Source organism: Planosporangium thailandense (assembly GCF_011947195.1).
GTDB classification, from domain to species: domain Bacteria; phylum Actinomycetota; class Actinomycetes; order Mycobacteriales; family Micromonosporaceae; genus Planosporangium; species Planosporangium thailandense.
In genome coordinates this window covers 300,237-321,517 of record NZ_JAATVY010000002.1, presented here as the reverse complement: position 1 = coordinate 321,517, position 21,281 = coordinate 300,237, and the positions used below count along the sequence as shown (strand labels likewise).

The 21,281-nt window shown below is 71.1% G+C and carries 19 protein-coding genes and 1 pseudogene; 5 read left to right on the top strand and 15 right to left on the bottom strand.

Features of this window, described 5'->3' with window-relative positions; all coding sequences use genetic code 11:
* Nucleotides 1-54: 54 nt before the first annotated feature.
* Entirely contained in the window at nucleotides 55-678 is a 624-nt protein-coding gene (locus HC031_RS04240; RefSeq protein ID WP_167923812.1) for a Uma2 family endonuclease, read from the top strand.
* 29 nt (nucleotides 679-707) lie between these two features.
* Here HC031_RS04240 and HC031_RS32850 read toward each other — a convergent pair whose 3' ends face one another.
* The 10 genes and pseudogenes from HC031_RS32850 to HC031_RS04195 form a co-directional block, all read right to left on the bottom strand.
* The gene (locus tag HC031_RS32850; RefSeq protein ID WP_240942087.1) at nucleotides 708-890 is read right to left on the bottom strand and encodes a hypothetical protein; all 183 of its coding nucleotides are present in this window, start codon (nucleotides 888-890) and stop codon (nucleotides 708-710) included.
* A gap of 31 nt (nucleotides 891-921) precedes the next feature.
* Nucleotides 922-1,047: pseudogene (locus HC031_RS34685) on the bottom strand (hypothetical protein); the annotation flags it as partial.
* Between the two features lie 43 nt (nucleotides 1,048-1,090).
* A complete protein-coding gene (locus HC031_RS04230; protein WP_167923811.1) occupies nucleotides 1,091-1,774 on the bottom strand; it encodes a DUF433 domain-containing protein in 684 nt (227 codons plus the stop codon).
* Between the two features lie 196 nt (nucleotides 1,775-1,970).
* Nucleotides 1,971-3,344, bottom strand: coding sequence for an ABC transporter substrate-binding protein (locus HC031_RS04225; RefSeq protein WP_167924041.1), 1,374 nt, complete (start codon nucleotides 3,342-3,344; stop codon nucleotides 1,971-1,973).
* Nucleotides 3,345-3,444: 100 nt separating this feature from the next.
* The gene (locus HC031_RS34240; RefSeq protein WP_338090475.1) at nucleotides 3,445-5,001 is read right to left on the bottom strand and encodes a methyl-accepting chemotaxis protein; all 1,557 of its coding nucleotides are present in this window, start codon (nucleotides 4,999-5,001) and stop codon (nucleotides 3,445-3,447) included.
* 164 nt (nucleotides 5,002-5,165) lie between these two features.
* Complete coding sequence (locus HC031_RS04215) at nucleotides 5,166-6,866, bottom strand: sodium:solute symporter family transporter (RefSeq protein WP_167923810.1); 1,701 nt, start codon at nucleotides 6,864-6,866, stop codon at nucleotides 5,166-5,168.
* Nucleotides 6,863-7,264: a hypothetical protein gene (locus tag HC031_RS04210; RefSeq protein ID WP_167923809.1), complete on the bottom strand. Its 402-nt coding sequence runs from the start codon at nucleotides 7,262-7,264 to the stop codon at nucleotides 6,863-6,865. Before HC031_RS04210 ends, HC031_RS04215 begins: the two co-directional genes overlap by 4 nt.
* A 48-nt stretch (nucleotides 7,265-7,312) precedes the next feature.
* Nucleotides 7,313-8,821 (bottom strand): DUF4153 domain-containing protein, encoded by a 1,509-nt coding sequence (locus tag HC031_RS04205; protein ID WP_167923808.1) that lies wholly within the window; start codon nucleotides 8,819-8,821, stop codon nucleotides 7,313-7,315.
* Between the two features lie 132 nt (nucleotides 8,822-8,953).
* Nucleotides 8,954-9,970: a HAMP domain-containing sensor histidine kinase gene (locus tag HC031_RS04200; protein WP_167923807.1), complete on the bottom strand. Its 1,017-nt coding sequence runs from the start codon at nucleotides 9,968-9,970 to the stop codon at nucleotides 8,954-8,956.
* Complete coding sequence (locus HC031_RS04195) at nucleotides 9,970-10,656, bottom strand: response regulator transcription factor (protein WP_167923806.1); 687 nt, start codon at nucleotides 10,654-10,656, stop codon at nucleotides 9,970-9,972. The genes HC031_RS04200 and HC031_RS04195 overlap by 1 nt, the downstream gene beginning before the upstream one ends.
* Nucleotides 10,657-10,794: 138 nt before the next feature.
* Here HC031_RS04195 and HC031_RS04190 point away from each other — a divergent pair, with 138 nt between their 5' ends.
* Nucleotides 10,795-11,616 (top strand): DUF4097 family beta strand repeat-containing protein, encoded by an 822-nt coding sequence (locus HC031_RS04190; protein WP_240942127.1) that lies wholly within the window; start codon nucleotides 10,795-10,797, stop codon nucleotides 11,614-11,616.
* 91 nt (nucleotides 11,617-11,707) lie between these two features.
* Nucleotides 11,708-12,283, top strand: a complete 576-nt coding sequence (locus HC031_RS04185) for a Uma2 family endonuclease (protein ID WP_167923804.1) — start codon at nucleotides 11,708-11,710, stop codon at nucleotides 12,281-12,283.
* Here HC031_RS04185 and HC031_RS04180 read toward each other — a convergent pair.
* The 5 genes from HC031_RS04180 to HC031_RS04160 form a co-directional block, all read right to left on the bottom strand.
* On the bottom strand, nucleotides 12,280-13,029 hold the full coding sequence (locus HC031_RS04180; protein WP_167924039.1) for a LytR/AlgR family response regulator transcription factor: 750 nt from the start codon (nucleotides 13,027-13,029) through the stop codon (nucleotides 12,280-12,282). The two genes, HC031_RS04185 and HC031_RS04180, sit on opposite strands and share 4 nt — an antisense overlap.
* Nucleotides 13,030-13,061: 32 nt before the next feature.
* The gene (locus HC031_RS04175) at nucleotides 13,062-14,279 is read right to left on the bottom strand and encodes a histidine kinase (protein WP_167923803.1); all 1,218 of its coding nucleotides are present in this window, start codon (nucleotides 14,277-14,279) and stop codon (nucleotides 13,062-13,064) included.
* A gap of 57 nt (nucleotides 14,280-14,336) precedes the next feature.
* Nucleotides 14,337-15,827: an exopolysaccharide biosynthesis polyprenyl glycosylphosphotransferase gene (locus HC031_RS04170; protein WP_167923802.1), complete on the bottom strand. Its 1,491-nt coding sequence runs from the start codon at nucleotides 15,825-15,827 to the stop codon at nucleotides 14,337-14,339.
* Between the two features lie 237 nt (nucleotides 15,828-16,064).
* The gene (locus HC031_RS04165) at nucleotides 16,065-17,687 is read right to left on the bottom strand and encodes a DUF2142 domain-containing protein (RefSeq protein ID WP_167923801.1); all 1,623 of its coding nucleotides are present in this window, start codon (nucleotides 17,685-17,687) and stop codon (nucleotides 16,065-16,067) included.
* 47 nt (nucleotides 17,688-17,734) lie between these two features.
* On the bottom strand, nucleotides 17,735-18,595 hold the full coding sequence (locus HC031_RS04160; RefSeq protein WP_167923800.1) for an Fpg/Nei family DNA glycosylase: 861 nt from the start codon (nucleotides 18,593-18,595) through the stop codon (nucleotides 17,735-17,737).
* 60 nt (nucleotides 18,596-18,655) lie between these two features.
* Here HC031_RS04160 and HC031_RS04155 point away from each other — a divergent pair, with 60 nt between their 5' ends.
* Nucleotides 18,656-19,810: a glycosyltransferase family 4 protein gene (locus tag HC031_RS04155; RefSeq protein ID WP_167924038.1), complete on the top strand. Its 1,155-nt coding sequence runs from the start codon at nucleotides 18,656-18,658 to the stop codon at nucleotides 19,808-19,810.
* Nucleotides 19,807-21,252: an O-antigen ligase family protein gene (locus HC031_RS04150; protein ID WP_167923799.1), complete on the top strand. Its 1,446-nt coding sequence runs from the start codon at nucleotides 19,807-19,809 to the stop codon at nucleotides 21,250-21,252. The genes HC031_RS04155 and HC031_RS04150 overlap by 4 nt, the downstream gene beginning before the upstream one ends.
* The last annotated feature ends 29 nt before the right edge of the window (nucleotides 21,253-21,281 follow it).

Sequence of the window (21,281 nt, the reverse complement as noted above, 5' to 3'; positions counted from 1 at the left end):
CTCGACGGTATCCCGCCCGTGCACGCCGTGTTGTCAAGCCTCCGGTCGGCAACTGTGGACAAGTACAGTGGCCTGTGGACAACCGCCGAAACCGTCGGCCGCTCCACCAGGATGGAGGTCGTGACGATGACCGTGTCCCTCGTACCCCCGATGACCGGCTGGACGGTCGACGACCTGTACCGGTTCCCTGAGTTGGGCGTGCGCTACGAGCTGTTCGACGGGAGCATCCTGGTGAACCCTCCGCCCGCCATGCCCCACCTCCGCGCCGTCACCCGGCTGCACCACCTTCTATTCCGCCAGGTGCCCGCCGACCTCGAAATCGCGGAGAACGTCGGGGTGACCATCCACGGCCGGCGAACCTTCTTCATCCCGGATCTCTGTGTGCTCCACGCCGCCGCTCTCGACAAGGACACCGACCAGCTCGACCAGGACGACGTGCTGTTCGCCGTCGAGGTGCTGTCGCCGTCCAACCCCGGCAACGACCTCGTGCTCAAGCGGCACTACTACGCGGCCGGCGGCATCCCGCAGTACTGGATCGTCGACCCGAAAGACCGGAAACTGACCGTACTCACGCTCGACGGCGACAGCTACGTCGACCGCGCGGTCGTGCGGCCCGGTCAGGTCTGGCGCTCCGATGATCCGTTCCCGCTGACGCTCGACCCGGCCGAGCTCCTGTGAGTGAGTGAGTCGACCGGCGGGCTCTTCTTCTACGGCCACTGCCGCTCGACCCGACCATCACGGTGCACGATCCATACAGAACCGCCGAGCGGGGTCGAGCACAGATCGACGATGCGAGGCAGAGCCGCCAGGAAGGCATCTGCCATCGCCTTCAGGTCCAGGCTGCCATTGACGAGCGCGGAGCGGCACACCATGCGCAGCGAGAGCCTCACGCTCGGCAGTCACGTAGCGGATCCGTTTGTTCTTCGACAGTGCGACCCAGCCATATCGGCCAGCAACAGCGATCCATTCGGTGTCGGCCGCCAGCTGGGCGCCTTCCTCGCCGAACACCTCCGGGAGCGTGTGCACCACCGCGCCTGCGGCGCGCAGCGCCTCAACGACGCGTTTGCCGAGGTCACGGTCGGCTAGGAATTCAGGCAGCGCGTCGTCCTAGGACCCGAATGATCGACTCGACCTCGTTGACGTCCAGGTCGAACTCATCCGCGATGACCTCGACCGACTCACCGGCGTAGAACAGGTCAGCTATGGTCTCGACGCGGATCTTGTTGCGCTCTATAACAGGCTGGCCAAATGCGAAACGCGGATCAACAACGACATCCGCTGCCCCGTAAGGCTTGAGCACCAGCCGATCGGCGAACCCGTCCGGCGCATAGTGCACGTACTTCAGCAGGTTGTCGACAACCTGGCGCAGAGTTCCCTGGCCGTCTCGAGCTCGTACCCACTCTGGCGCGACCTTGGTTGCCGCGTTGTAGAGCAGCTCACCACCGTCCGATGCGATGGTGCGTGTGGCGAGCACATACTCCTCGCCAGTGTCTTTCCGCAGCTTCGCAACGCCTGCTCGGATGGCCTGCATGGAAAGGCCGGTGTTACGCAACTCGCGCAAGATTTGGGCCTCAGCCAGCGCGATAAATGGAATTCGCGGACCATGGGCGCTCGGTGGCGGGACGGAGTGCATGACAGGCGCCCCACCCTCGGGCGCCAGCCTCAACCACTTCTTGATCGTGGTCGGCGCTATTCCGAGGTGAACACCCGCCTCTTGGGCGGTCATCAGCGGCGCGTTGAATCGCGCGTCCCGCTTGGTCGCCCCCTCTCCCATGCCGTCACGGTACACGGACACCGGCTCCTCGCGCTGCCGTCAAAAAGGCAGCATTCTGGTGCTTTCTGGGCGCAGCCGATCGGCACCGGGACGGCTCGTAGGACAAGACGTCCCCTTACCCGTAACGGCCGCGGGCCCCGCACTCGGCGGGGCCCGCGGCCGTCGTACGTTCTGCGGTTGTCCGGCCGATCCGGCGCTACTTCGGCCAGGACGCCTCGATCGCGTCGAGCATGGACTTGGTGTCCTTGCCGTTGATCCAGGCGGTCATCTCGGTCCAGAACGTCCCGTTGCCGACGGCGGCAGGCATCGCGTCCGAGCCGTCGAAGCGGATGACCGCGTTCGGGTCGCGGAGGATCTGGGCCGACAGCTTGTCGATCGGGTTGTCGTAGCTGTTCAAATCGACGAGCTTGTTGGCGGACACGAAGCCGCCGACCTTCACCCGACTGGTGGCGAAATCCCTGCTGGACAGGAACGCCTGGACCGCCTGCACCTCGGGCCGCGTCGAGGTCGCCACCACGAAGCCGCCGCCGGCCTCGACCGGCTTGCCCTTGGCGGGGTCGATCGGCGGTTCGTAGAACGCGTAGACGTCGCCGTCCGGGGAGACGTTGGTCCCACGCGGCCACATGTTGGCGTAGAACGAGGCCTGCTGGTGCAGCGCGCACTTGCCGGCCAGGATCGGCAGCCCGGCGTCGCCGAAGGCGGTGGTGGCGACGCTCTTGACGTCACCGAGGCCGCCGTTGACGTACGCGGGGTTCTTCAGGATCGTGGCGACCCTGTTCGCCACGTCCAGTACCTTCGGGTCGTTGAACGGAATCTTGTGGGCCACCCACTGGTCGTAGATCTCGGGGCCTTCCAGCCGGAGCATGACCTCTTCCATCCAGTCGGTGGCCGGCCAGCCGGTGGCGGCGCCCGATTCGATGCCGGCGCACCACGGCTTGATCCCGGTGGCAGCGATCTTGTCGCTCAGCGCGATCATCTCGTCCCACGTCTGCGGCACCTGGTAGCCGTGCTCCTTGAAGTAGCTGGGCGAGTACCAGACGAACGACTTGACGGCGGCGTCGTTCGGGATGCCGTAGAGCGTGCCGCCGGCGCTGGCGTAGTTCTGCCAGTCGGACGACCAGCCCTTCGTCACGTTGGCTTTGGCCTGCGCCGAAAGCGTCTTGATCTTCTTGGCGGCGGCCAGGTCGGTCAACGTACCGGGCCCGACACCAAGCAGGTCCGAAGCCTTACCGGAGTCGATCAGTTCGATGAGGTCCTTCTCCGAGTTGACCTTGGGATCGATGTAGTAGTTGATCAGGATCCCGGTGCAGTCGGAGAAGGTACGCACCGCCTGGCGGTACCCGTTCGTTTCGTTGTCGCTGCCACCGCCGGTGCTCCACGTCACCGTGGTGCCCGAATGGCCCTGGTACTGCTTGTACGGCGCGCACTGCGGCGTATCGGCGAACGGGACACTGGCGCTCGCGCCGGCTCCACACGCGGCCAGCGACAGGGTGAGCGCCACCGCGCCCACCGCGGCGAGGCCTCGGGGCAGCAGGGCGTAACCGCGCGGGCCGGAGTCCTCGTAGGGCATACGACGTCGCCGGGACGAGACGATCATGAGTTTCCCCCAAGCATTGGCGTGCTGAAGACTGGGCGCGGTGCGCCGGACGGGTACCGGTGCGCTGCCGCGGTCACGTGCGGAACCTGTGCACCGCTTCGCGCAGCTGCGCGGCGGTGCCATCCAGGTCGGCCGCGGCCGCCTGGGTCACGGACGCGTCGCTGGCCGCGTTCTGGACGCTGGCGGCCAGCTCCTCGATCGTGGTCGCGATCTCCCGCGAGCCGCTCGCGGCCTCACCCACGTTGCGGCTCATCTCGGTGGTCGTGGCAGTCTGCTCCTCCACCGCCGACGCGATGCTGAGCTGGAAGTCGTTGATCTGGGCAATGACACGGCTGATCTCGCCGATCGCCTCGACCGCACCGCTGCTGTCGTCCTGGATCGCCTGTACCCGCCGGGAGATGTCCTCGGTGGCTCGCGCGGTCTCCTGGGCCAGCTCCTTGACCTCGCCGGCCACGACCGCGAAGCCCTTGCCGGATTCGCCGGCGCGGGCGGCCTCGATGGTGGCGTTGAGCGCGAGCAGGTTCGTCTGCTCGGCGATCGACGTGATCACCTTGACCACCTCGCCGATCTCCGCCGAGGACTTGCCGAGCTTGCTGACGGTCTCCGTGGTGTTCGCGACGACGTTCACGGCCTCCGAGGCCACCCGCACCGCCTCGTTGGCGCTCTGCGCGATCGACTCGATGGACGCGCCGATCTCCTCACCGGCGGCCGACAGGACCTCGACGTTGGTCGACACCATGGAGGCCGCGCCGGTGACCGCCTGCGCCTGCTGCGCGGCGTCCGCGGTGGAGGCGCCGAGCCGGGTGCCGGAGGAGTAGACCTGCTTCGCGGACTCGCTGACCGCCTCCGCCGCGCGTACGAGCGCCGCGACCGTGTCGCGCATCGCCTGACGGGCGCGTTCGTAGCCGGCCGCCATCCGGCCGATCTCGTCGCGTGACTGGACGTCGACGGCCATGGTGAGGTCGCCCTCGGCGATCGCCGCGAAGGCCCGCTCGACCCGCCGTACCGACCCCACGATCGTCGAAGCGATCAGCCGCGTCGCGACCAGGACGATGATCATACCGACGGCCAGGATCACGAAGACGAGCGTGACGGCGTCCGTCTTGGCCCGCTGGATGTCGCGCCCACCGGCCACCACCCCGTCGGTCTCGGCCTGCGCCAGCTCGTCGAGGTTGCTCGTGGCCATGGCGATCGCCGAGCTCTGGGTGAAGCGGGCGTTCTGGAACGCCTGCACGTCATGGGCCCGGCTCGCCGGCAGCATCGTCTTGTCGCGCAGCGTGCGATAGGTGCTGATCAGGCCTTCGGTCGCCGCGATGGTGCCGACGCGCCCCTTGGCGTTGCTCTTGTACGCGGCCCAGGACTTGTCGTACTCGGCGTCGTCGGCCTTGATCTCATCTTCGGCCCGCTTGCGCGACACGTCGTCGGACAGCGCGGAGTGTTCGAGCAGGGTCGCGTCCTCCCGGAGCAACGCGGTTCGCGCCGCGTTGATGCGCAGCGCCTGCTGGGTCCGCTCATCGGTGATCGTCTTGGCGGTCGCGGTCACCGAGTTGAGCTGACTGATGCCAGCCGCACCGACGCTCGCCGTCGCCACGACGGAGATCGCGGCAACGAGGAGCAGCTTTGTGCGCACTCCCCGGTCATGCCACCAGCGCCTCACGTTCCCACTCTCCCCGTTCACGCCGTATCAGGTCTCTGGACACGATGTGGACAGCATCGGCAGCCGACGATCGGAGTTGTGGGTTTTGCAGCCCGGAATCCTGCACAGCGTGCAGCGTTCGGACGGGCGGGGAGCGGTCAGAGGCGCAGCGCGTCCGGCGCGTGCAGCCGCAGCATCGTCGAGCCCACGCTCGCCGGCACCCGCTTCCGGGTGGCCAGCGACACCACGACCATGACCGTGAACGCCAGCGGAACCGTCCACGCCGCCGGCTGGGCCAGTACCGCCCCGACCCAGCCCCGGCCGGTCGGCCCGTCGAGGACGGTGAACAGCACCGCGGAGACCGCCGCACCGCCGCCGGCCACGATTCCGGCCGCCGCGCCGGCCGCGGTGAGCCCCCGCCACCAGATGCCGAGCAGCAGCAGCGGGCAGAAGCTCGACGCGGCCACCGCGAACGCCAGCCCCACCACCTGCGAGACGTCGAGATCGGACACGCGCAGCGCCAGGGCCAGCGGTACGAGTCCCGCGACGATCGCCGACCGGCGGAAGTCCCGTACCGACCCGTGTCCCAGCACATCGGTCGACAGCACCCCGGCGACCGAGGTGAGCAGCCCGGACGAGGTGGACAGGAACGCCGCGAACGCGCCCGCCGCGACCAGCGCGCCCAGCAGCTGACCGGTGGCGCCCGACCCGAGCGCGGCGGACGGCAGCAGCAGGACCACCGCGTCGCTGTCCCCGGTCATCAGCAACCGCGGCACGTAGACCCGGCCGAGCACGCCGTACAGCGCGGGCAGCAGGTAGAACAGCCCGACGAGGGCGAGCACCACCAGCGTCGTACGGCGGGCGGCGGCGCCGTCGCGGTTGGTGTAGAAGCGCACGAGTACGTGCGGCAGGCCCATCGTGCCGAGAAACGTCGCCAGGATCAGCGAGTACGTGGCGAAGAGCCGGTGGCCGCCGTCCCCGCCGGGCAGCAGCCAGGCGAGCCCCGACGAGCTGGCCACGCCGCGTACGGTCGGCACCCGCGCGCCCCGGGGGAAGCTCAGCGTGCTGTGCGCGCCGGCGGTGTGCTCACCGGCGGGGACCACGACCACTCCGTCGACACGTGACCCGTCCAGCTCACCCCGTACCCCGATGGTCGTCTCACCCGCCAGGCCGAACACCGTCGGGTGGGCGAACTCGACGGTGGTCGGGCGGGCGAACGTCGTGACGTCGGGCGCCAGCGCCGGCCGGCCGTCGTGGTGCCACGCGGCGATCAGGAAGAACGCCGGTACGGCCAGCGCGGTCAACTTCAGCCAGTACTGGAACGCCTGCACGAAGGTGATCGCCCGCATGCCGCCGAGGGCCACGTTCGCGGTGACGACACCACCGACGAGAATCGCGCCGAGGGCGTACGGGCCGCCGGTGACCGTCTGCAGCGTCAGGCCGGCCCCCTGGAGCTGCGGCACCAGATAGAACCAGCCGATGAACAGCACGAACACCGTGGCGAGCTTCCGCAACGGCCGGGAGCCGAGCCGCAGCTCGCAGAAGTCGGGCAGGGTGAAAGCCCCGGAGCGGCGCAGCGGCGCCGCCACGAACAGCAGCAGTGCGAGGTACCCGGCGGCGAAGCCGACGGGGTACCACAGGACGTCGACGCCGTACTTGAGGACCAGGCCGGCGACGCCCAGGAAGCTCGCGGCGGACAGGTATTCCCCGCCGATCGCCGCCGCGTTCCAGGTAGGACTGATCATCCGAGAAGCGACGAGAAAGTCCGACGTTGTCCGAGCCAGGCGCAGCCCGTACGCGCCGATGCCCACCGTCGCCAGCGTGACGCCGATGACCGCGGGCAGGGCGTACGGATTCACTTGTCGGGCCGTTCGACCAGGGCGGTGAAGTCACGTTCGGTGCGCTCGGCGAGGTGCACGTAGGCCCAGCCGGCGACGATCAGGAACGGGTACGCGACGAGCCCCAACAGCAGCCAGGGCAGCGCGATGCCGAACGGGCGGGCCCGGGCCACCGCCGGTGCGACGGCGAACAGCAGCGGCAGCCCGCCGAGCCCGACCACCACCACGGCGGCCAGGCGCAGGGCGAGCGCGAGCTGGGTACGCACGAGCCCGCGGACGAGCGCCTCCCCGATCTGGCTCTGCTCCTCGAGCTCGAGGCGGGTGTGCCCGGCCGTCTTCGCGCGGGCCACCTCGGCCAGCACGACGCGTACCCGCCTCGGGGGATCGGCCGCGCCCTGCTGCGCCGGTGAGGTCACCATGCCGGGCAGTCTGCCCGACCTTCCCATGCTCGTGAAGAGCTCACGCGGTCACGGGCGCAGGACGGTACGGGCCCGTGCCCGCCCGAAGTTGTAGCTGTACCAGGAGTCGCGCTGAAGGCGCTGGCGGATCGGCGCGACGGCGTCCGCGCGCCGGTCGGCGGGGAGCCGGACCAGTTCGGGCGCCGCGTCCGCGGACAGCTCCGACAGGTAGAACACGTCCACCCGCCCGGTCCGCTCGAACCGGTCGACGTTCCGGGCGGCGATGAACCGGTCCGGGTCGGCCGCCGCGAAGGCGAGCAGGCCGAGGACCGCGCTGATGAGGACGGCCCGGGGCAGCCAGGTCGTCCGCAGTCGGACGCCGGCGACCAGTACCAGCGCGAACAGCACACCGAGCCAGAGTTCGGTCGCGCTGACGGCCAGCCGTAGCCGGGTGTACCCGTACGTGTCCTCGTACAGCCCCATCCGCTTCAGCGCGGACGCGACGATCACCAGGGTGAGGATCGCCAGCGCGCCGACGAGCACGCGGATGGCGGCCCGGTCCAGCCGGCCCGTACGCGGGGCCGCGCGCGCCACCACGCCGATGACGACGAGCGTCAGCCCGGTGACGGCCGACAGTTGCCAGAAGCCGCTGCGGGCGTACTGCGCGAAGTCCGGTCCACCCGGGCGGAGTACGTGGCCCCGGCCGCCGAACAGCACCGTGAGCTGTACCAGTACGAACAGCCCGAAGAGCGCGTCGAGCAGGGCAACCGGTAGCGCCCATTCGGCCAGGCGCAAGGGGCGCCGGGGCTCGGCCGGGTCGGGCAGCCGTGGTGGGGCCGCGACGAGGTACGCGCCGCCCAGCGCGCCGAGCGCGACGGCGACGAACAGGAACAGCCGGCCGGGTACCCCGCGCAGATCCACATCGGGCACGATCCGGGCCAGCAGTCCCGCGAACGCGCCGTCCGCGCTGGCGAACAGCGCGCCGAACACGACGAGCAGGAGTCCACTCACCCCGATCGAGGCCAGCAGCCGGGCGGCGGCCTGCGGACGGCCGTGCGGCACGAGGGCGCGCAGGCCACGGCCGGCCCATGGCAACGCCCGCAGCACGGCCACCGGCCCGGCGAGCGCGCCGGCGAGCATGGCACGCACCGACCCGCCAGGGAGCAGGGCCTGGACGGCACAGGCCACGGCGGCCGGAACGCACACCGCGTACAGCCAATCGGCCGCACGTACGGCGCCGACGGCGAGCAACGCGATCCCGGCGGCGGCCCAGAGGCACCGGGAAAGGTCGGGGCGGACGCGCAGTTCGACGCTCGCGGCCGCCGCGACGCCGGCGAGGGCGAGCCCGGTCAGCAACCAGCCGAGCCCCGGCCGGTCCATGGTGAGCGTCCCCGCCGCGAGGACGGCGGCCACCGCGACCGTTGCCAGCACCGGGCGCCCGGCCGGTCGGCGGGCCGCCTCCCATCGGGCGGCCGGAAACGGCGATCGGCGTGGTCGCGGCGGGCGCGCGGCCGGCTCCGGCGCGGGCGTCGCCGGTGTGGCTGGGGGCTCCACGTGCTCTTGCGGGTTGTCTTCCATACGGCGGACTCCTCGTTTGCGGGCAGCACGAAGCGATCTCGCGCGCCATGAAGCGGTTTTCGGGCAGCACGAAGCCGCGCTGATCGCCGGCGGCGGCGAACTGCGTGGGATCGAAGTGGCGGAGGGTGATTCCTATGTGGAGGCCGGGTGGGGCAGCCGCACCCGGATGTGACAGCCGGCCGCCTCGCCGGCGTCGACGACGGCGATCGTGCCGTGGTGCAGCTCGACCACCCACCGGGCGATGGCGAGGCCGAGCCCGGTACCGCCGCCCGTGGACCGGTCGCCTCGGGTGAACCGTTCGAAGACGCGGTGCCGCTCCTCGCCCGGGATCCCCGGCCCCTCGTCCACGACATCGATGACCACCTGGTCGGCGTCGCGGCGGCCGCGAACCGTGACCGTACCGTCCGAAGGGCCGTGACGGACGGCGTTGTCCAGCAGGTTCACGACGACCTGGTGCAGCCGCTCGCGGTCGGCGTGGACGGTGGCGTCGGCCGGTACGACCTCGGTGCGAAACACGATCTTCCGGTCCCGGGCCGCCGCCGCGACCTCGGCCTCCGCGACGACGTCCGCGAACAGGTCGGCGATCGGGAACTCCTCGAGGTCGAGGGCGAGGACACCCGCGTCGATGCGGGACAGGTCGAGCAGCTCGCTGACCAGCCGGCCGAGCCGCTCGGTCTGGGCCAGCGCCGTCCGCAGCGTCGCCGGGTCGGCGCTCGCCACCCCGTCGACGATGTTCTCCAGTACCGCCCGCAGTGCGGAGATCGGGGTACGCAGCTCGTGCGACACGTTCGCGATGAGCTCCCGCCGCTGCTGGTCGGCGGATGCGAGATCGGCGGCCATGTGATTGAACGCCTCCGCGAGCTGACCGACCTCGTCGCGCGAGGTCGCGCGTACGCGTCGGCTGTAGTCCCCGCGCGCCATGGCGCGCGCGGCGGCGGTCATCTCCCGCAGCGGTGCGGTCATCCCGTGCGCGAGCACCTGCGACGTGATCAGCGCGACGGCGATCGCGGTGAGTGAGGTGACCGGCGGGAAAAACCCGAGCGCGTAGGTGAACACCGCGATCCCGGCGGCACCGGCGCCGACGAGCGTGATGCCGAGCTTCACCTTGATCGAACGCAGCGGGTCGAGCGGGCGCGGCAGGAGATCCATCAGGCCGGCACCTCGAGCGCGTACCCCACGCCGTGCACGGTGCGGATCAGGTCCGGTCCGAGCTTGCGCCGCAGGGCCTTGATGTGGCTGTCGACGGTACGGGTGCCGGACGCGTCGGACCAGCCCCACACCTCGGCGAGCAGGCGTTCGCGCGGCAGTACGGTGCGGGGCCGGCTGGCCAGATGGACCAGCAGGTCGAACTCGATCGGGGTGAGGTGCGCCTCGACGCCGGCCCGGCGGACCCGCCGCTCGGCTCGGTTGATCTCCAGGTCACCGACGGTGATGGCCGCCGGTTGGTGGTTGGCCGTACCCGCCAGCTTGTCCATCCGCCGCAGCAGCGCGTGCACCCGGGCCGCCAACTCCCGCATCGAGAACGGCTTGGTGAGGTAGTCGTCGGCCCCGACCGCCAGCCCCACGAGCAGGTCGGTCTCGTCGTCGCGCGCGGTCAGCATCAGTACCGGCACCGGCCGGTCGGCCTGGAGGCGGCGGCACACCTCCAGCCCGTCGAAGCCGGGCAGCATGACGTCCAGCACCACCAGGTCGGGGTGGAGCGCCTGCGCCCTGGCGACCGCGGTCGGGCCGTCGTGGGCGAGATCGACGGCGAAGCCTTCGGCGCGCAGCCGCGCGGCGACCGACTCGGCGATCGTCCGCTCGTCCTCCACGACCAGTACACGGCGTTGGCTCATACCGCCGCACTCTATTGATCCGGTGTGGAGAGGATCGCCGACCGGTGTGAACATTCGGTGGAGATCATCAGGGCTGACTCGGGGAGTGTCCCGGATGTGGGTCAGGCGTCCGTGCCCATAGCGTCTACGGACGTGAGGATGCTGATGGCTGGCGGGGCCGGCGTGGCTACGGTTGTGCTGCTGGGCGGCTGCGGCCTGCTCCCCGACAAGGAGATCCGCGACGAGCGGGCTCTGACGGGCACGATCACGACGGTCGCCATCACGGGCGGCTCCGGCGGGGTCACCGTGTCCGGGTCCTCGGACGGTTCGGTTCACGTGAAACGTCGCGTCCGGTACTCCGGCGCCAAGCCGGGGTCCACCGACTCCGTGCAGGGCGACCGCCTGGTCCTGAACACCTCGTGCGGTCGGGGCTGCTCGGTCGACTACGAGGTGACCGGAGCGAGCAACCTGCGGGTCACCGGGCACAACGGCTCGGGCAACCTCACGCTCACCGACATCGCGACCGCGTCGGTCGACGTCGGCTCCGGGGACATCCGGGTGCGCGGCGCGTCCGGTGACGTCACCGCCCGTGCCGGTTCCGGCAACATCGAACTGTCCTCGATCGGCGGTGCGGTCGTGACCCGCACCGACTCCGGGAACCTGCGGCTGACCGGGGTGGCGGGCGCGGCCATCGCCCAGGCCGGCTCCGGCAACATCGACGCGACCGGGCTGCGGGGTTCGAGCGCGACGGCCCACACCGGGTCGGGCAACACGACGCTGGTCCTGGCCGTGGCGCAGGACGTGGACGCCGCCAGCGGCAGCGGCAACGTACGCGTGACCGTGCCGGGCGGGCAGAGCTACCGGGTCCGGGCGACCACTTCGTCCGGGAACTCCCGGGTACACGTGCCGGTCTCCGACTCGGCGGCGCACCGCATCACGCTGCACAGCGGCAGCGGGAACGTCACGGTCGAGCAGCGCTGATCCGGCCGCTGTCAAGCCCTGGGTCCGCCTGTGGACAGCTACGCTGTGGATAAGTAGCGCGACGCCGGACGGGTTCGGCAGGATCGGAGGCATGACGGTGGATACCAGCCCGCTGGCCCTGCCTCGCTACGGCGAGCCCTGGACCGTGGACGACCTGAAGCGGCTCCCACCCGACAACACGATGAAGTACGAGATCATCGACGGGAGCCTGGTGGTGAGCCCACGCGCCGACGTGTACCACAACGGCATCGCAGCCCATCTCTGCCGGCTGCTGACCCTGCAGGCGCCGCGGCACCTGCTGACCTCGATGGAGAGCGGTGTCGCCGTGCGCGGCGGCATGACCTACTACGAGCCGGACGCGCTGCTCGCGGTCGCGGCCGCGTTCAAGCAGCGCGACGCCGACCACCTGGACCCGTCCGATGTGCTGATCGTGGTCGAGGTGCTGTCGAAGTACAACCGGCGACACGACCTGGTCACCAAACGGCACTACTACGCGGTCGCCGGCATCCCGCAGTACTGGATCGCCGACCCGGACCAGCAGACCCTCACCGTGCTCACCCTCGCCGACGACGGCAGCTACGCCGAGCGCGCGGTGGTCCGTCCGGGTGAACAGTGGAAGAGTGACGAGCCGTTCCCGCTCACCGTCGACCCCGCCGAGATCTTCTAGCCGCCCCAGCTCTGCTTCGCGGCGCGGACCAGCCGATCCTTCAGCTCCCGGGTGTGCCGGCGGGACACCGGCAGCTCGCGGCCGTTGACCACCACGACGTACCCGCTGCCCGTCAGCCGCAGCTCGCTGATCAGCTTGAGCTGCACCAGGTAGGAGCGGTGGACGCGGACGAACCCGGCGTCCGCCCAGCGCTCAGCAAGCGTCGCGAGCGGCACCCGTACCAGGTGCGAGCCGTCGGCGGTGTGCAGGCGGGCGTAGTCGCCCTGCGCCTCGACCCACCGCACCGCCGACCGGGGCAGCATCCTGGTACGACCGGCCAGCTCGACCGGGATGGTCGGGTCGTCGGCGCGCTCCCGGGCAGCGGCGACCGCCGGGTGCGCGGCGACGAGGCGGCCGGCGAGCACCCGCCGCAGCGACTCCGCGATCCGGTCGGGCTGTACCGGCTTGCGGACGTAGTCGGTGACCCCGAGGTCGAACGCCTCCGCGGCCCGGTCGTCGTACGCGGTGACGAACACGACGGCCGGGGGTCTCGCGAACCGGCCGAGCACCCGGGCCAGCTCCATGCCGTCCAGCCCCGGCATGCGGATGTCGAGGAACACGACATCGACGTCAGTGTCGCGCAGGACCCGCAGCGCCTCGGTCGCGTCGGCGGCGGTGCTGACCGTCGCCACCCGCGGGTCCGCCCGCAGCAGGAACGCGAGCTCGTCGAGCGCGGGCGGCTCGTCGTCGACGGCGAGCACCCGCAGGCGGGCAGCCGGGGCGCGGGGGTGGTCGGCGGTCACGCGGCGCTCCTGGCCCGTACGGCGGGATGAAACTTCGGGATGCGCATACTCACCTTCGTCCCCGCGCCCGGCGCGGTCTCGACCACCAGCCCGAACTCGTCACCGAAGACCGACCGCAGGCGTTCGTCCACATTGCTCAGACCTACGTGCTGGCCGGCCTCGGTCGCCTCGTCCTCGCCCGCTGCCGGCCCACCGAGGACCGACGGGTCCATCCCGACACCGTCGTCCTCGACCGTGATGTGGCACTCGGCGCCCGCGTCCCGGGCCACGATGCTGATCATGCCGACCCCCGGTTTGCGGGACAGCCCGTGGCGGACCGCGTTTTCCACCAGTGGCTGCAGGCACAGGAACGGCAGCCCGACCGGCAGCACTTCGGGAGCGATCTGGAGCCGGACGTCCAGGCGTTCGCCGAAGCGCGCCCGTTCGATCGTCAGGTACCGGTCGATCGAGCGCAGCTCGTCGGCGAGGGTGGTGAACTCGCCGTGTGCGCGGAAGGAGTACCGGGTGAACTCGGCGAACTCGAGGATCAGCTCCCGGGCCCGCTCGGGGTCGGTGCGCACGAAGGACGCGATCGCGGTGAGCGCGTTGTAGATGAAGTGCGGGCTAATCTGCGCGCGCAGGGCGCGTACCTCGGCGCGGGCCAGCCGGGAGCGCGACAGGTCCAGCTCGGCGAGGGCGAGCTGTGCCGCCACCCAGCGCGCGGTCTCGACGGTGGCCTGGACGAGCCCCGGAGCGACCGGCCGGTCGCTGATCGCCACCAGGGCGCCCTGGGTGCCGTGGCCGCCGCCCTCGACAGGTACGACGACCCCGCCGCGTACCGGACAGTCGAGCAGGTCACAGGCGAGCTCCCGGTCGCCGAGCACCGCCGACCGGCCGGACGTGACGACCTTCGCGGCGGCCGCCTCCAGCTGCTCGTGATGATGGTCTCCCTCCCCGTCGAGGGCCAGGATGCCCCCGCGCGAGGCGATCGCGAAGCCGGTGGCCCCGGTGAGGGTTCGCAGGTGGCGGACGGCCTTGCCGGCGGCGGCCTGGGTGAGCCCGGCTTGCAGCGGCTCGGCGGCGAGCGCGGCGATGTGCAGCACCTCGTACGTGGCCCGCTGCGCGGCGGTGGCGATGCCCGGCCGGGCACGCAGCCGCAGCACCGCCCAGACCGTGCCGATCAGCGCGGCGAGCAGCGCCAGGACCGCCACCGCGGCCGACAGGTTGGTCCGCACGCCGCTGATCGTCGCCCGTGCGCGAAGACCAGCGCAATATGGAACGGGGTCAGCGGGTCAGTAGGCGCCCTTGCGGCGCAGCACCGCGCCGACGGTACGCCACAGGATGTGCAGGTCGAGCACCAGCGACCAGTTGTCGACGTAGTACAGGTCGAGCCGGACCGCATCGTCCCAGGACAGGTCGCTGCGCCCGGATACCTGCCAGAGCCCCGTGATGCCCGGGCGTACCAGCAGCCGGCGGCGCACGTCGCCGAGGAAGTCGCCGTCCTCGGCGGGCAGTGGACGTGGCCCGACCAGCGACATCTCACCGATCAGCACGTTGATGAGCTGGGGTAGCTCGTCGAGGGAGGTGGCGCGCAGCAACTTGCCGACCGGGAAGACCCGCGGGTCGTTACGGATCTTGAACAGCAGCCCGTCGGTCTCGTTCAGATCCTTCAGCTCCGCGACGCGGTCCTCGGCGTCGGTGTACATCGTCCGGAACTTCCAGACGCGGAAGGTGCGCCCTTCCCGGCCCACCCGGGCCTGGCGGAAGAACACCGGACCGGGGTCGGAGATCCGGATCGCGATCGCGATGGCGACGAACACCGGCAACAGCACGATCAGGCCGACGAGAGCCGCCAACCGGTCGATGAGGTTCTTGAACAGCCAGGCCAGGCCGGACAGGGTCGGCTCTTCGACGTAGAGCAGCGGCAGGCCCTCGACCGGGCGGATGTGTACGCGGGGGCCCGCGATGTCGGTCAGCTGGGGCGCCACGACCAGATCCACGCCCGTACCTTCCAGCTGCCACGCGAGGCGCCGCAGCTCACCCGGCTCGGTGCTGGCCGCTCCGCAGACCGCCACCGTGTCCGCGCCCAGCTCCCGGACCAGCGCGACCACGTCCCGGCCAGCGAACACGGGAACGGGAGGCTCCTGAAGCTGGGTCGTATAGCCCTCGGTCGCATGGATGCCGACGGGTGAGAGTCCGGCCTCCGGGCTCCGGGTGATGGTCGTGAGGACGTCCATCGCCTCGGGGACCGTGCCCACCAGCAGCATGCGATGGGTCGCGAGCCCTTTCTTGCGCGCCAGATAGAGCAGCCGGCGGGCGGCGTAGCGCAGGACCACGATGAACAGCAGCGCCCCGAGCAGGGCGATGCCGACGGAGAGCCGGGACAGGCGGGTCTTCGTGGCGAACGCCAGAAACGACACGATCGCGATCATCGTCCAGGAGGCGCGGACCACCCGCTTGAACTCGTCGGTGCCGCCGCCCAGGTAGCGCCGGTCGAAGGAGCCGTGCGCCCACAGCACCGCCAGCCAGGCCAGCGGCAGCAGCACGTACGCGATCAGGTTGAACAGGCCGAGGTTCTGCTGGAAGCCCGATTTCGCCCGGTCGATGGTGGTGGTCGCGGTGAAGCTGGCGAGCGCGACCGCCGCATAGTCGAACACGATCAGGAGGGCCGCGTACGAGCGGTACCAGGTGGGGCGGCGGCGGGTGCGGAACCACGCCGACCGGGGGACCCCGTTGGGCGGCGGCGGCTCTGGGATGATCTCGAAGCTTTCTAGGTCCCGCACGGTGGTTCTCCGGCTCACTCTGCTCGCCGGACGTTGCAGGCGTGTGGTCACTGCGGCGCCCTCCCGGACCACGGCATCCGTGGACCGAAAGGGACGGCCCGACCGGTGCCCTTGCCCGCCCGTGCGTGTATGCAACCCATCACTGAGCGTGGATTCCGCCACTGTGGCGCCCAATCGTTTACGGCGCCCACGAGTGCGCCATTTCGTAGGGAGACGATAGGTGACGACCGCACGACACTAGTGGCTGCCAGCATCGGTTGTCGAGGCTTTCGTGGCCCTGCTCGCCGTCTGTCCGATTGGCGTGACGGATCCGTTATTCAGTTCGCCGGAAACCGTACCAGGCGCCAACTCACCGCCACGATACGTAGTGAACGACGACGAGGCGAGCGCGGTCGATCGGGCCACCGCCACGAGCACGGCCAGCCCGACCACCGCGGCGGCCAACGGCACGGCCGGTCCGGCGACCGGTCGCCACGAGCCGGCGAACGGGTTGAGAGACGCGTCGAGCCCTGCCGAGAAGCGGGTCATGGCCCGGGCGAGCGCGTACAGGTGGACCGGCGCGGTGAACCCGACGAGAGCGACGACCGGCCACCGCGACCGCGCCAGGCGGCCCCACCGCCCGGCCGGGGGACCGTCGGGCGGCCCACCCGCGAGCCCACCGCGCTGCCACGCCAGCGCCGCGAGCAGCACGACGCCGGCGAGGGTCGGCATCGCGTACCGGCCCTGCGCGAACCACCCGCTGCGGGGCGCGTAGCGCAGGTCCAGGGCGACCAGCAGCACCGCGCAGAACGCGAGGAGACCGGCGGCGACCAGCCGCAGCCGCCACCCGGCCCACACCAGCGCCGGCACCACCACGGCCAGGCACAGCAGGTACCACAGCAGCACCAGGTACGGAGACATCACGATCTCTCCATACCCGAATTGGCCCACTATCTGCTTCACGTAGAACGGAATCCGGGTACTGACGATCTGCCGGACGATGTCGCCGTGGATGGCGTGGCCGGGCACGGGGGGCTGATCGTTGCCTCCGGACGCCACCGCCCAGCCGCCGGCGACGGCGAGCCCCGCGAGGACGAACCCGCCCAGGAGCCACCGGGCCGGCACGGAGCGCCACAACGCCGCCACCCGGCCGCGGCCGGCGAGCAGCCCGCAGGCGACGACGTCGACCACGAACAACACCGGGCCGAGCTGGCGCACGGTCAGCAGGAGCGCCGCGGCGACACCGGCGAGTACGAGCATCCGCCGGCTCGCCACCCCGTCCAGCAGGGCGGAGAAGGTGACGAACACCAGCACCCCGGCTGCGATCTCCAGTCCGTTGGGGTTGACCGAGCCGATCAGGTTCATCGCCAACGGGGTCGACACGAGCGCGACGCCGGCGACCAGCATCCGGCTTCCCAGGCGCACCGCCGTCGCCAGGGCGGCGGCCAGCAGCAGCGCTCCGAGCAGCGCGGAGACCAGCCGGGCGGCCACGACGCCGGCCCGGTCGGGGCTCACCAGCAGGGGCAGGCCGACCGGCAGGTAGTACACCGGGGAGTACCGGGCGGCGGCGCTGGGCGTACGGACCTTCTCCCGGCTCGCGACCGTCACCTGGCACGAGGCGGACCCGCGGGCCTTGGCGCCGACCACGCAGTAGAGGTTGCCGGGCAGCAGGCTCGCGGGCACGTCGAAGCCCTCCGTGCCGTACGGGGTGCCGTCGGAGGCAGGGCCGTCCGGGAGCCAGTGGCCCTCGGCGACGGCATACGCCCGCACGATGTGGTGCTTCTCGTCGTACGTGCCGTTGACGGGCAACGCGAGCGCCCACGCGGCCGAAATCAGGAAGAAGGCCGTGAACGAGAGCCTGAATACCCAGCGTGGGTGCACGCCGACAGGGTACCGGTTGAATACACCACGAAACGGTGGAGCCGTGATCAGCGCACCAACCGGGACAGACGCCGGTCCGCGAGCGGCTTGCCGCCCGTCTGGCAGGTCGGGCAGTACTGCAGGCTGGAGTCGGCGAACGACACCTCGCGGATCGTGTCGCCGCAGACCGGGCACGGCAGGCCGGTACGCGCGTGGACCGCGAGGCCGGAGCGCTTCTCCGATTTCAGCGTGGCGGCCTTCTGCCCGACCGAGCGCTCCACCGCGTCGGTCAGCACCTCGCGGGTCGCCTCGTACAGGCGGGCCATCGCCTCGTCGGGGATCCGATCGGTGATCGCGAACGGCGACAGCTTCGCCCGGTGCAGGATCTCGTCGGAGTACGCGTTGCCGATGCCGGCGACCACCGACTGGTCGGTGAGCACCCCTTTGACCTGGCCCCGGCGGGACCGCAAACGCTCCGCGAAGGTGTCGAGGTCCGCCGCGAGCGCGTCCGGGCCCAGCTTCGCGACCCCCGGCACCAGCGCCGGGTCGCGCACCAGATACGCGGCCAACTTCTTCTGCGTCCCCGCCTCGGTCAGGTCGAACCCGGAGCCGTCGTCGAGGCGCACCCGCAGCGCGATCGGCCCCTTGCCCGGCTTGAGCGGGGCCGTACCGGGAAAGGTGTCCCGGTACTGCAGCCAGCCGGCCCGGGCGAGGTGGATGACGAGATGCAGATCGCCGGCAAAGAGGACGTCCAGGAACTTGCCGTGGCGGGTCGCGTCGACGAGTTCGACACCGGACAGCGCGGTCACCGGCGGGTCGTACGTCTTGAGCACGCTGATCGCCGCCACCTCGACGCGGTCGACACGGTGTCCGACCGCCCGCTCGCGGAGGTAGGCGGCGAGGGCGGTGACCTCGGGGAGTTCAGGCACGCGTTCAGTCTGCCCGAGATCATGCCGCTGCCGTAGGCTCAATCCGCTATGAAGCCCGGTCTGAAGGTCGTCGTCGCGCACAACCGCTACGCAGCGGCGTCGCCGTCCGGCGAGAACGTCATCGTGGATGCCGAGATCGCCCAGTTGCGTGCGGCCGGCGTCACGGTCGTGCCGTTCCTGCGCAGCTCCGACGAGATCTCCTCACTCCCGGCGACGCAGAAGGCGCTGCTGCCGCTGTCCCCGGTCTACAACCGGGCCTCGCAGCAGGCGCTGGCCGACCTGTTGCGCACGGAGAAGCCGGACCTGCTGCACCTGCACAACCCGTACCCGCTGCTGTCGCCCTGGGTGGTCCGCACCGCGCACCGACACGGCGTACCGGTGATCCAGACGGTGCACAACTACCGGCAGGTCTGCTCGTCCGGCCTCTACTTCCGCGACGGGCACGTCTGCCACGACTGCCGTGGCCGGGCGCTCGGGCTGCCGGCGATCCAGCACGCCTGCTACCGGGGCTCCCGCGCCCAGAGCGCGGTCATGGCGACCACCCTCGCGATCCACCGGGGCACGTGGCGCTCGGTCGACCGGTACATCGCCCTGACCTCGGCGATCGGCGACCACCTGCGGGACTACGGAATCCCGGCCGACCGGATCAGCGTCAAGCCGAACGCGGTCCCCGACCCCGGTCCGGTCTCCGTTACGCCCGGGCATGGCTTCCTGTTCGCCGCGCGGCTGTCCCCGGAGAAGGGCCTCGGCCTGCTCCTTGACGCCTGGCGCGGCCACGCCGAGGGCGAACTCGGCACGCTGCGCATCGCCGGGGACGGGCCGCTGCGCCCGCTGGCCGAGGAGGTCGCCGCGGCCCGCGCGGACGTGACCTATCTGGGCCCGCTCGACCGGGCCGCGACGATGGCCCAGATCGCGGCCGCCGCGTGCGTGGTGGCGCCGTCCGCCTGGCACGACGTGCTCCCCACGATCGTGTTGGAATCCCTGGCCTGCGGGCGACCGGTGCTCGGCACCACAATGGGCGGGATCCCGTACCTCGTCGGAGACGCTGGCTGGGTGGTCGAGCCGGAGCCGGGCGCGATCGCGGGCGGGCTCAAGGCCGCGTACGCGGGCGCGGCCCGTCTCGCACCGGCCGCCAGGCGGCGGTACGAGGAGAGCTTCGCCCCCGAGGTGCTGGTACAGCGGCTGATCGAAATTTACGAAGAGGTGGCCAAGTGAGAAACCGGGTCGCGATCGGCGCCGGCGCTGTCGTGGCGCTCGCGACCGGGCTGGTGGAGCTCGTCAGCAGTCACTCCTTGCGCTACGCGTTCGGCGCCCTGATCGCGGGCGCGCTCGCGGCGGCGATCGTCTGGTTCGTCAGCACGCTGCCCGGCCTGACCCTGCGCGGCCTGGTCACCGGCGGCTTCTTCGTCCTCGCCGGCATGGCCAGCTGGACGTACACGGACACCGGCAAGGGCCTCATCTGGGGCGTACTGGCGGCCGAGGGGATCGTCTTCGCCTGGTGGAGCTGGCCGTGGCTGCGCGACCTGCCGCCGCTGCCCCGCCTCGGCACCGCCTGGCTGGGCCTCGCGTACTGGCTGCTCGGCATCGTCGGCGCGCTGCTCGTCGGCGCGTGGACCGTCGGCGCGCAGCGGATCGCGTACGCCGGGGTCTTCGGCCTCGCGGTGCTCACCGTGGTCGCCGGGGTGCGTCGCGACCGGGGCCGGGATCTGTCCGTCGGCATCGCCGGTTCGTTCCTGCTCGCCATCGCCGCCCTGTTCCTGTCGGGAGCGGGCAACCTGTTCAAGCACCGGCACGTGGTCCCGCACAACGGCTGGGGCACCGAGGTGATGGTGCACCGGTTCTGGGGCGGCAAGTGGCTGATGTACCACCCGAACTCGCTCGCGCTGATCGCCGTCGTCATCGCGACGCGGATCGGGGTGGACCGCGCGTTCGCGGTCTGGCAGCGCCTGACGGTCACGCTGCTGGCCGGCGGGGTGGTCTACCTGACCAACTCACGCACCGGCTTCGTGTACTTCGCCGCCGCGGCGGTGGTCCACGGGTACGCCCTCCTGCGCCGCCACGGCGCCGGCCTCCCGTCGTACCGGCGGGTGTGGGTGGCAGTGGCGGTGCCGCTCGTGATCGCCGCCCTGGTCGGCGCGGTCTCCGAGGCCAGCGGCCAGGGCTTCCTGTTCAAGGCCCGGTACAACGCGGGCGACCCGACCAGTGGACGCACGGCGTCCTGGAAGCAGGTCGGGCAGGAGTGGCTGCACGGCAACGTCGTACAGAAGGCCTTCGGCGACACGGCGACGTCCCGGGCGGTCGTCAGGCGCAACAACATGGACCTGACCACCGACAACGCGGCGGTCGGCGCGCTGCGCCGCGGCGGCGTCCTCGGCGAGCTGGCCTTCCTGCTCGGGCTCGGCCTGTTGCTGTGGCGGTCCTGGCGGGGGTACGGATCAGGGGACGCGAGGCGGGCGGCGCCCGCCTGGCTGCTGGTGACGGCGGTCGGGTCGGTGCCGACGATCGCGACGGCCGACTGGCTGCTGGGCGGCACCGGCGGCACCCTGTGGATCCTGCTGGTGGCCGGTGAGGCGTGGCTCGTCCTCGGCCCGCGGGAGGCCGACGGTGGGTCGCGGGCTCCGATCGACTCTGGACAGGTACCGGTCGGCCTGGGCTAAGGTCCGCCTATGCCCCTGCCGATGGTGAG

Coding starts and splice junctions, on each gene's coding strand:
- HC031_RS04230 (WP_167923811.1), bottom strand. CDS start 1,774: ATGGGAGAGGGGGCGACCAAGCGGGACGCGCGATTCAACGCGCCGCTG.
- HC031_RS04225 (WP_167924041.1), bottom strand. CDS start 3,344: ATGCCCTACGAGGACTCCGGCCCGCGCGGTTACGCCCTGCTGCCCCGA.
- HC031_RS04210 (WP_167923809.1), bottom strand. CDS start 7,264: ATGGTGACCTCACCGGCGCAGCAGGGCGCGGCCGATCCCCCGAGGCGG.
- HC031_RS04205 (WP_167923808.1), bottom strand. CDS start 8,821: ATGGAAGACAACCCGCAAGAGCACGTGGAGCCCCCAGCCACACCGGCG.
- HC031_RS04200 (WP_167923807.1), bottom strand. CDS start 9,970: ATGGATCTCCTGCCGCGCCCGCTCGACCCGCTGCGTTCGATCAAGGTG.
- HC031_RS04195 (WP_167923806.1), bottom strand. CDS start 10,656: ATGAGCCAACGCCGTGTACTGGTCGTGGAGGACGAGCGGACGATCGCC.
- HC031_RS04190 (WP_240942127.1), top strand. CDS start 10,795: ATGCTGATGGCTGGCGGGGCCGGCGTGGCTACGGTTGTGCTGCTGGGC.
- HC031_RS04185 (WP_167923804.1), top strand. CDS start 11,708: ATGACGGTGGATACCAGCCCGCTGGCCCTGCCTCGCTACGGCGAGCCC.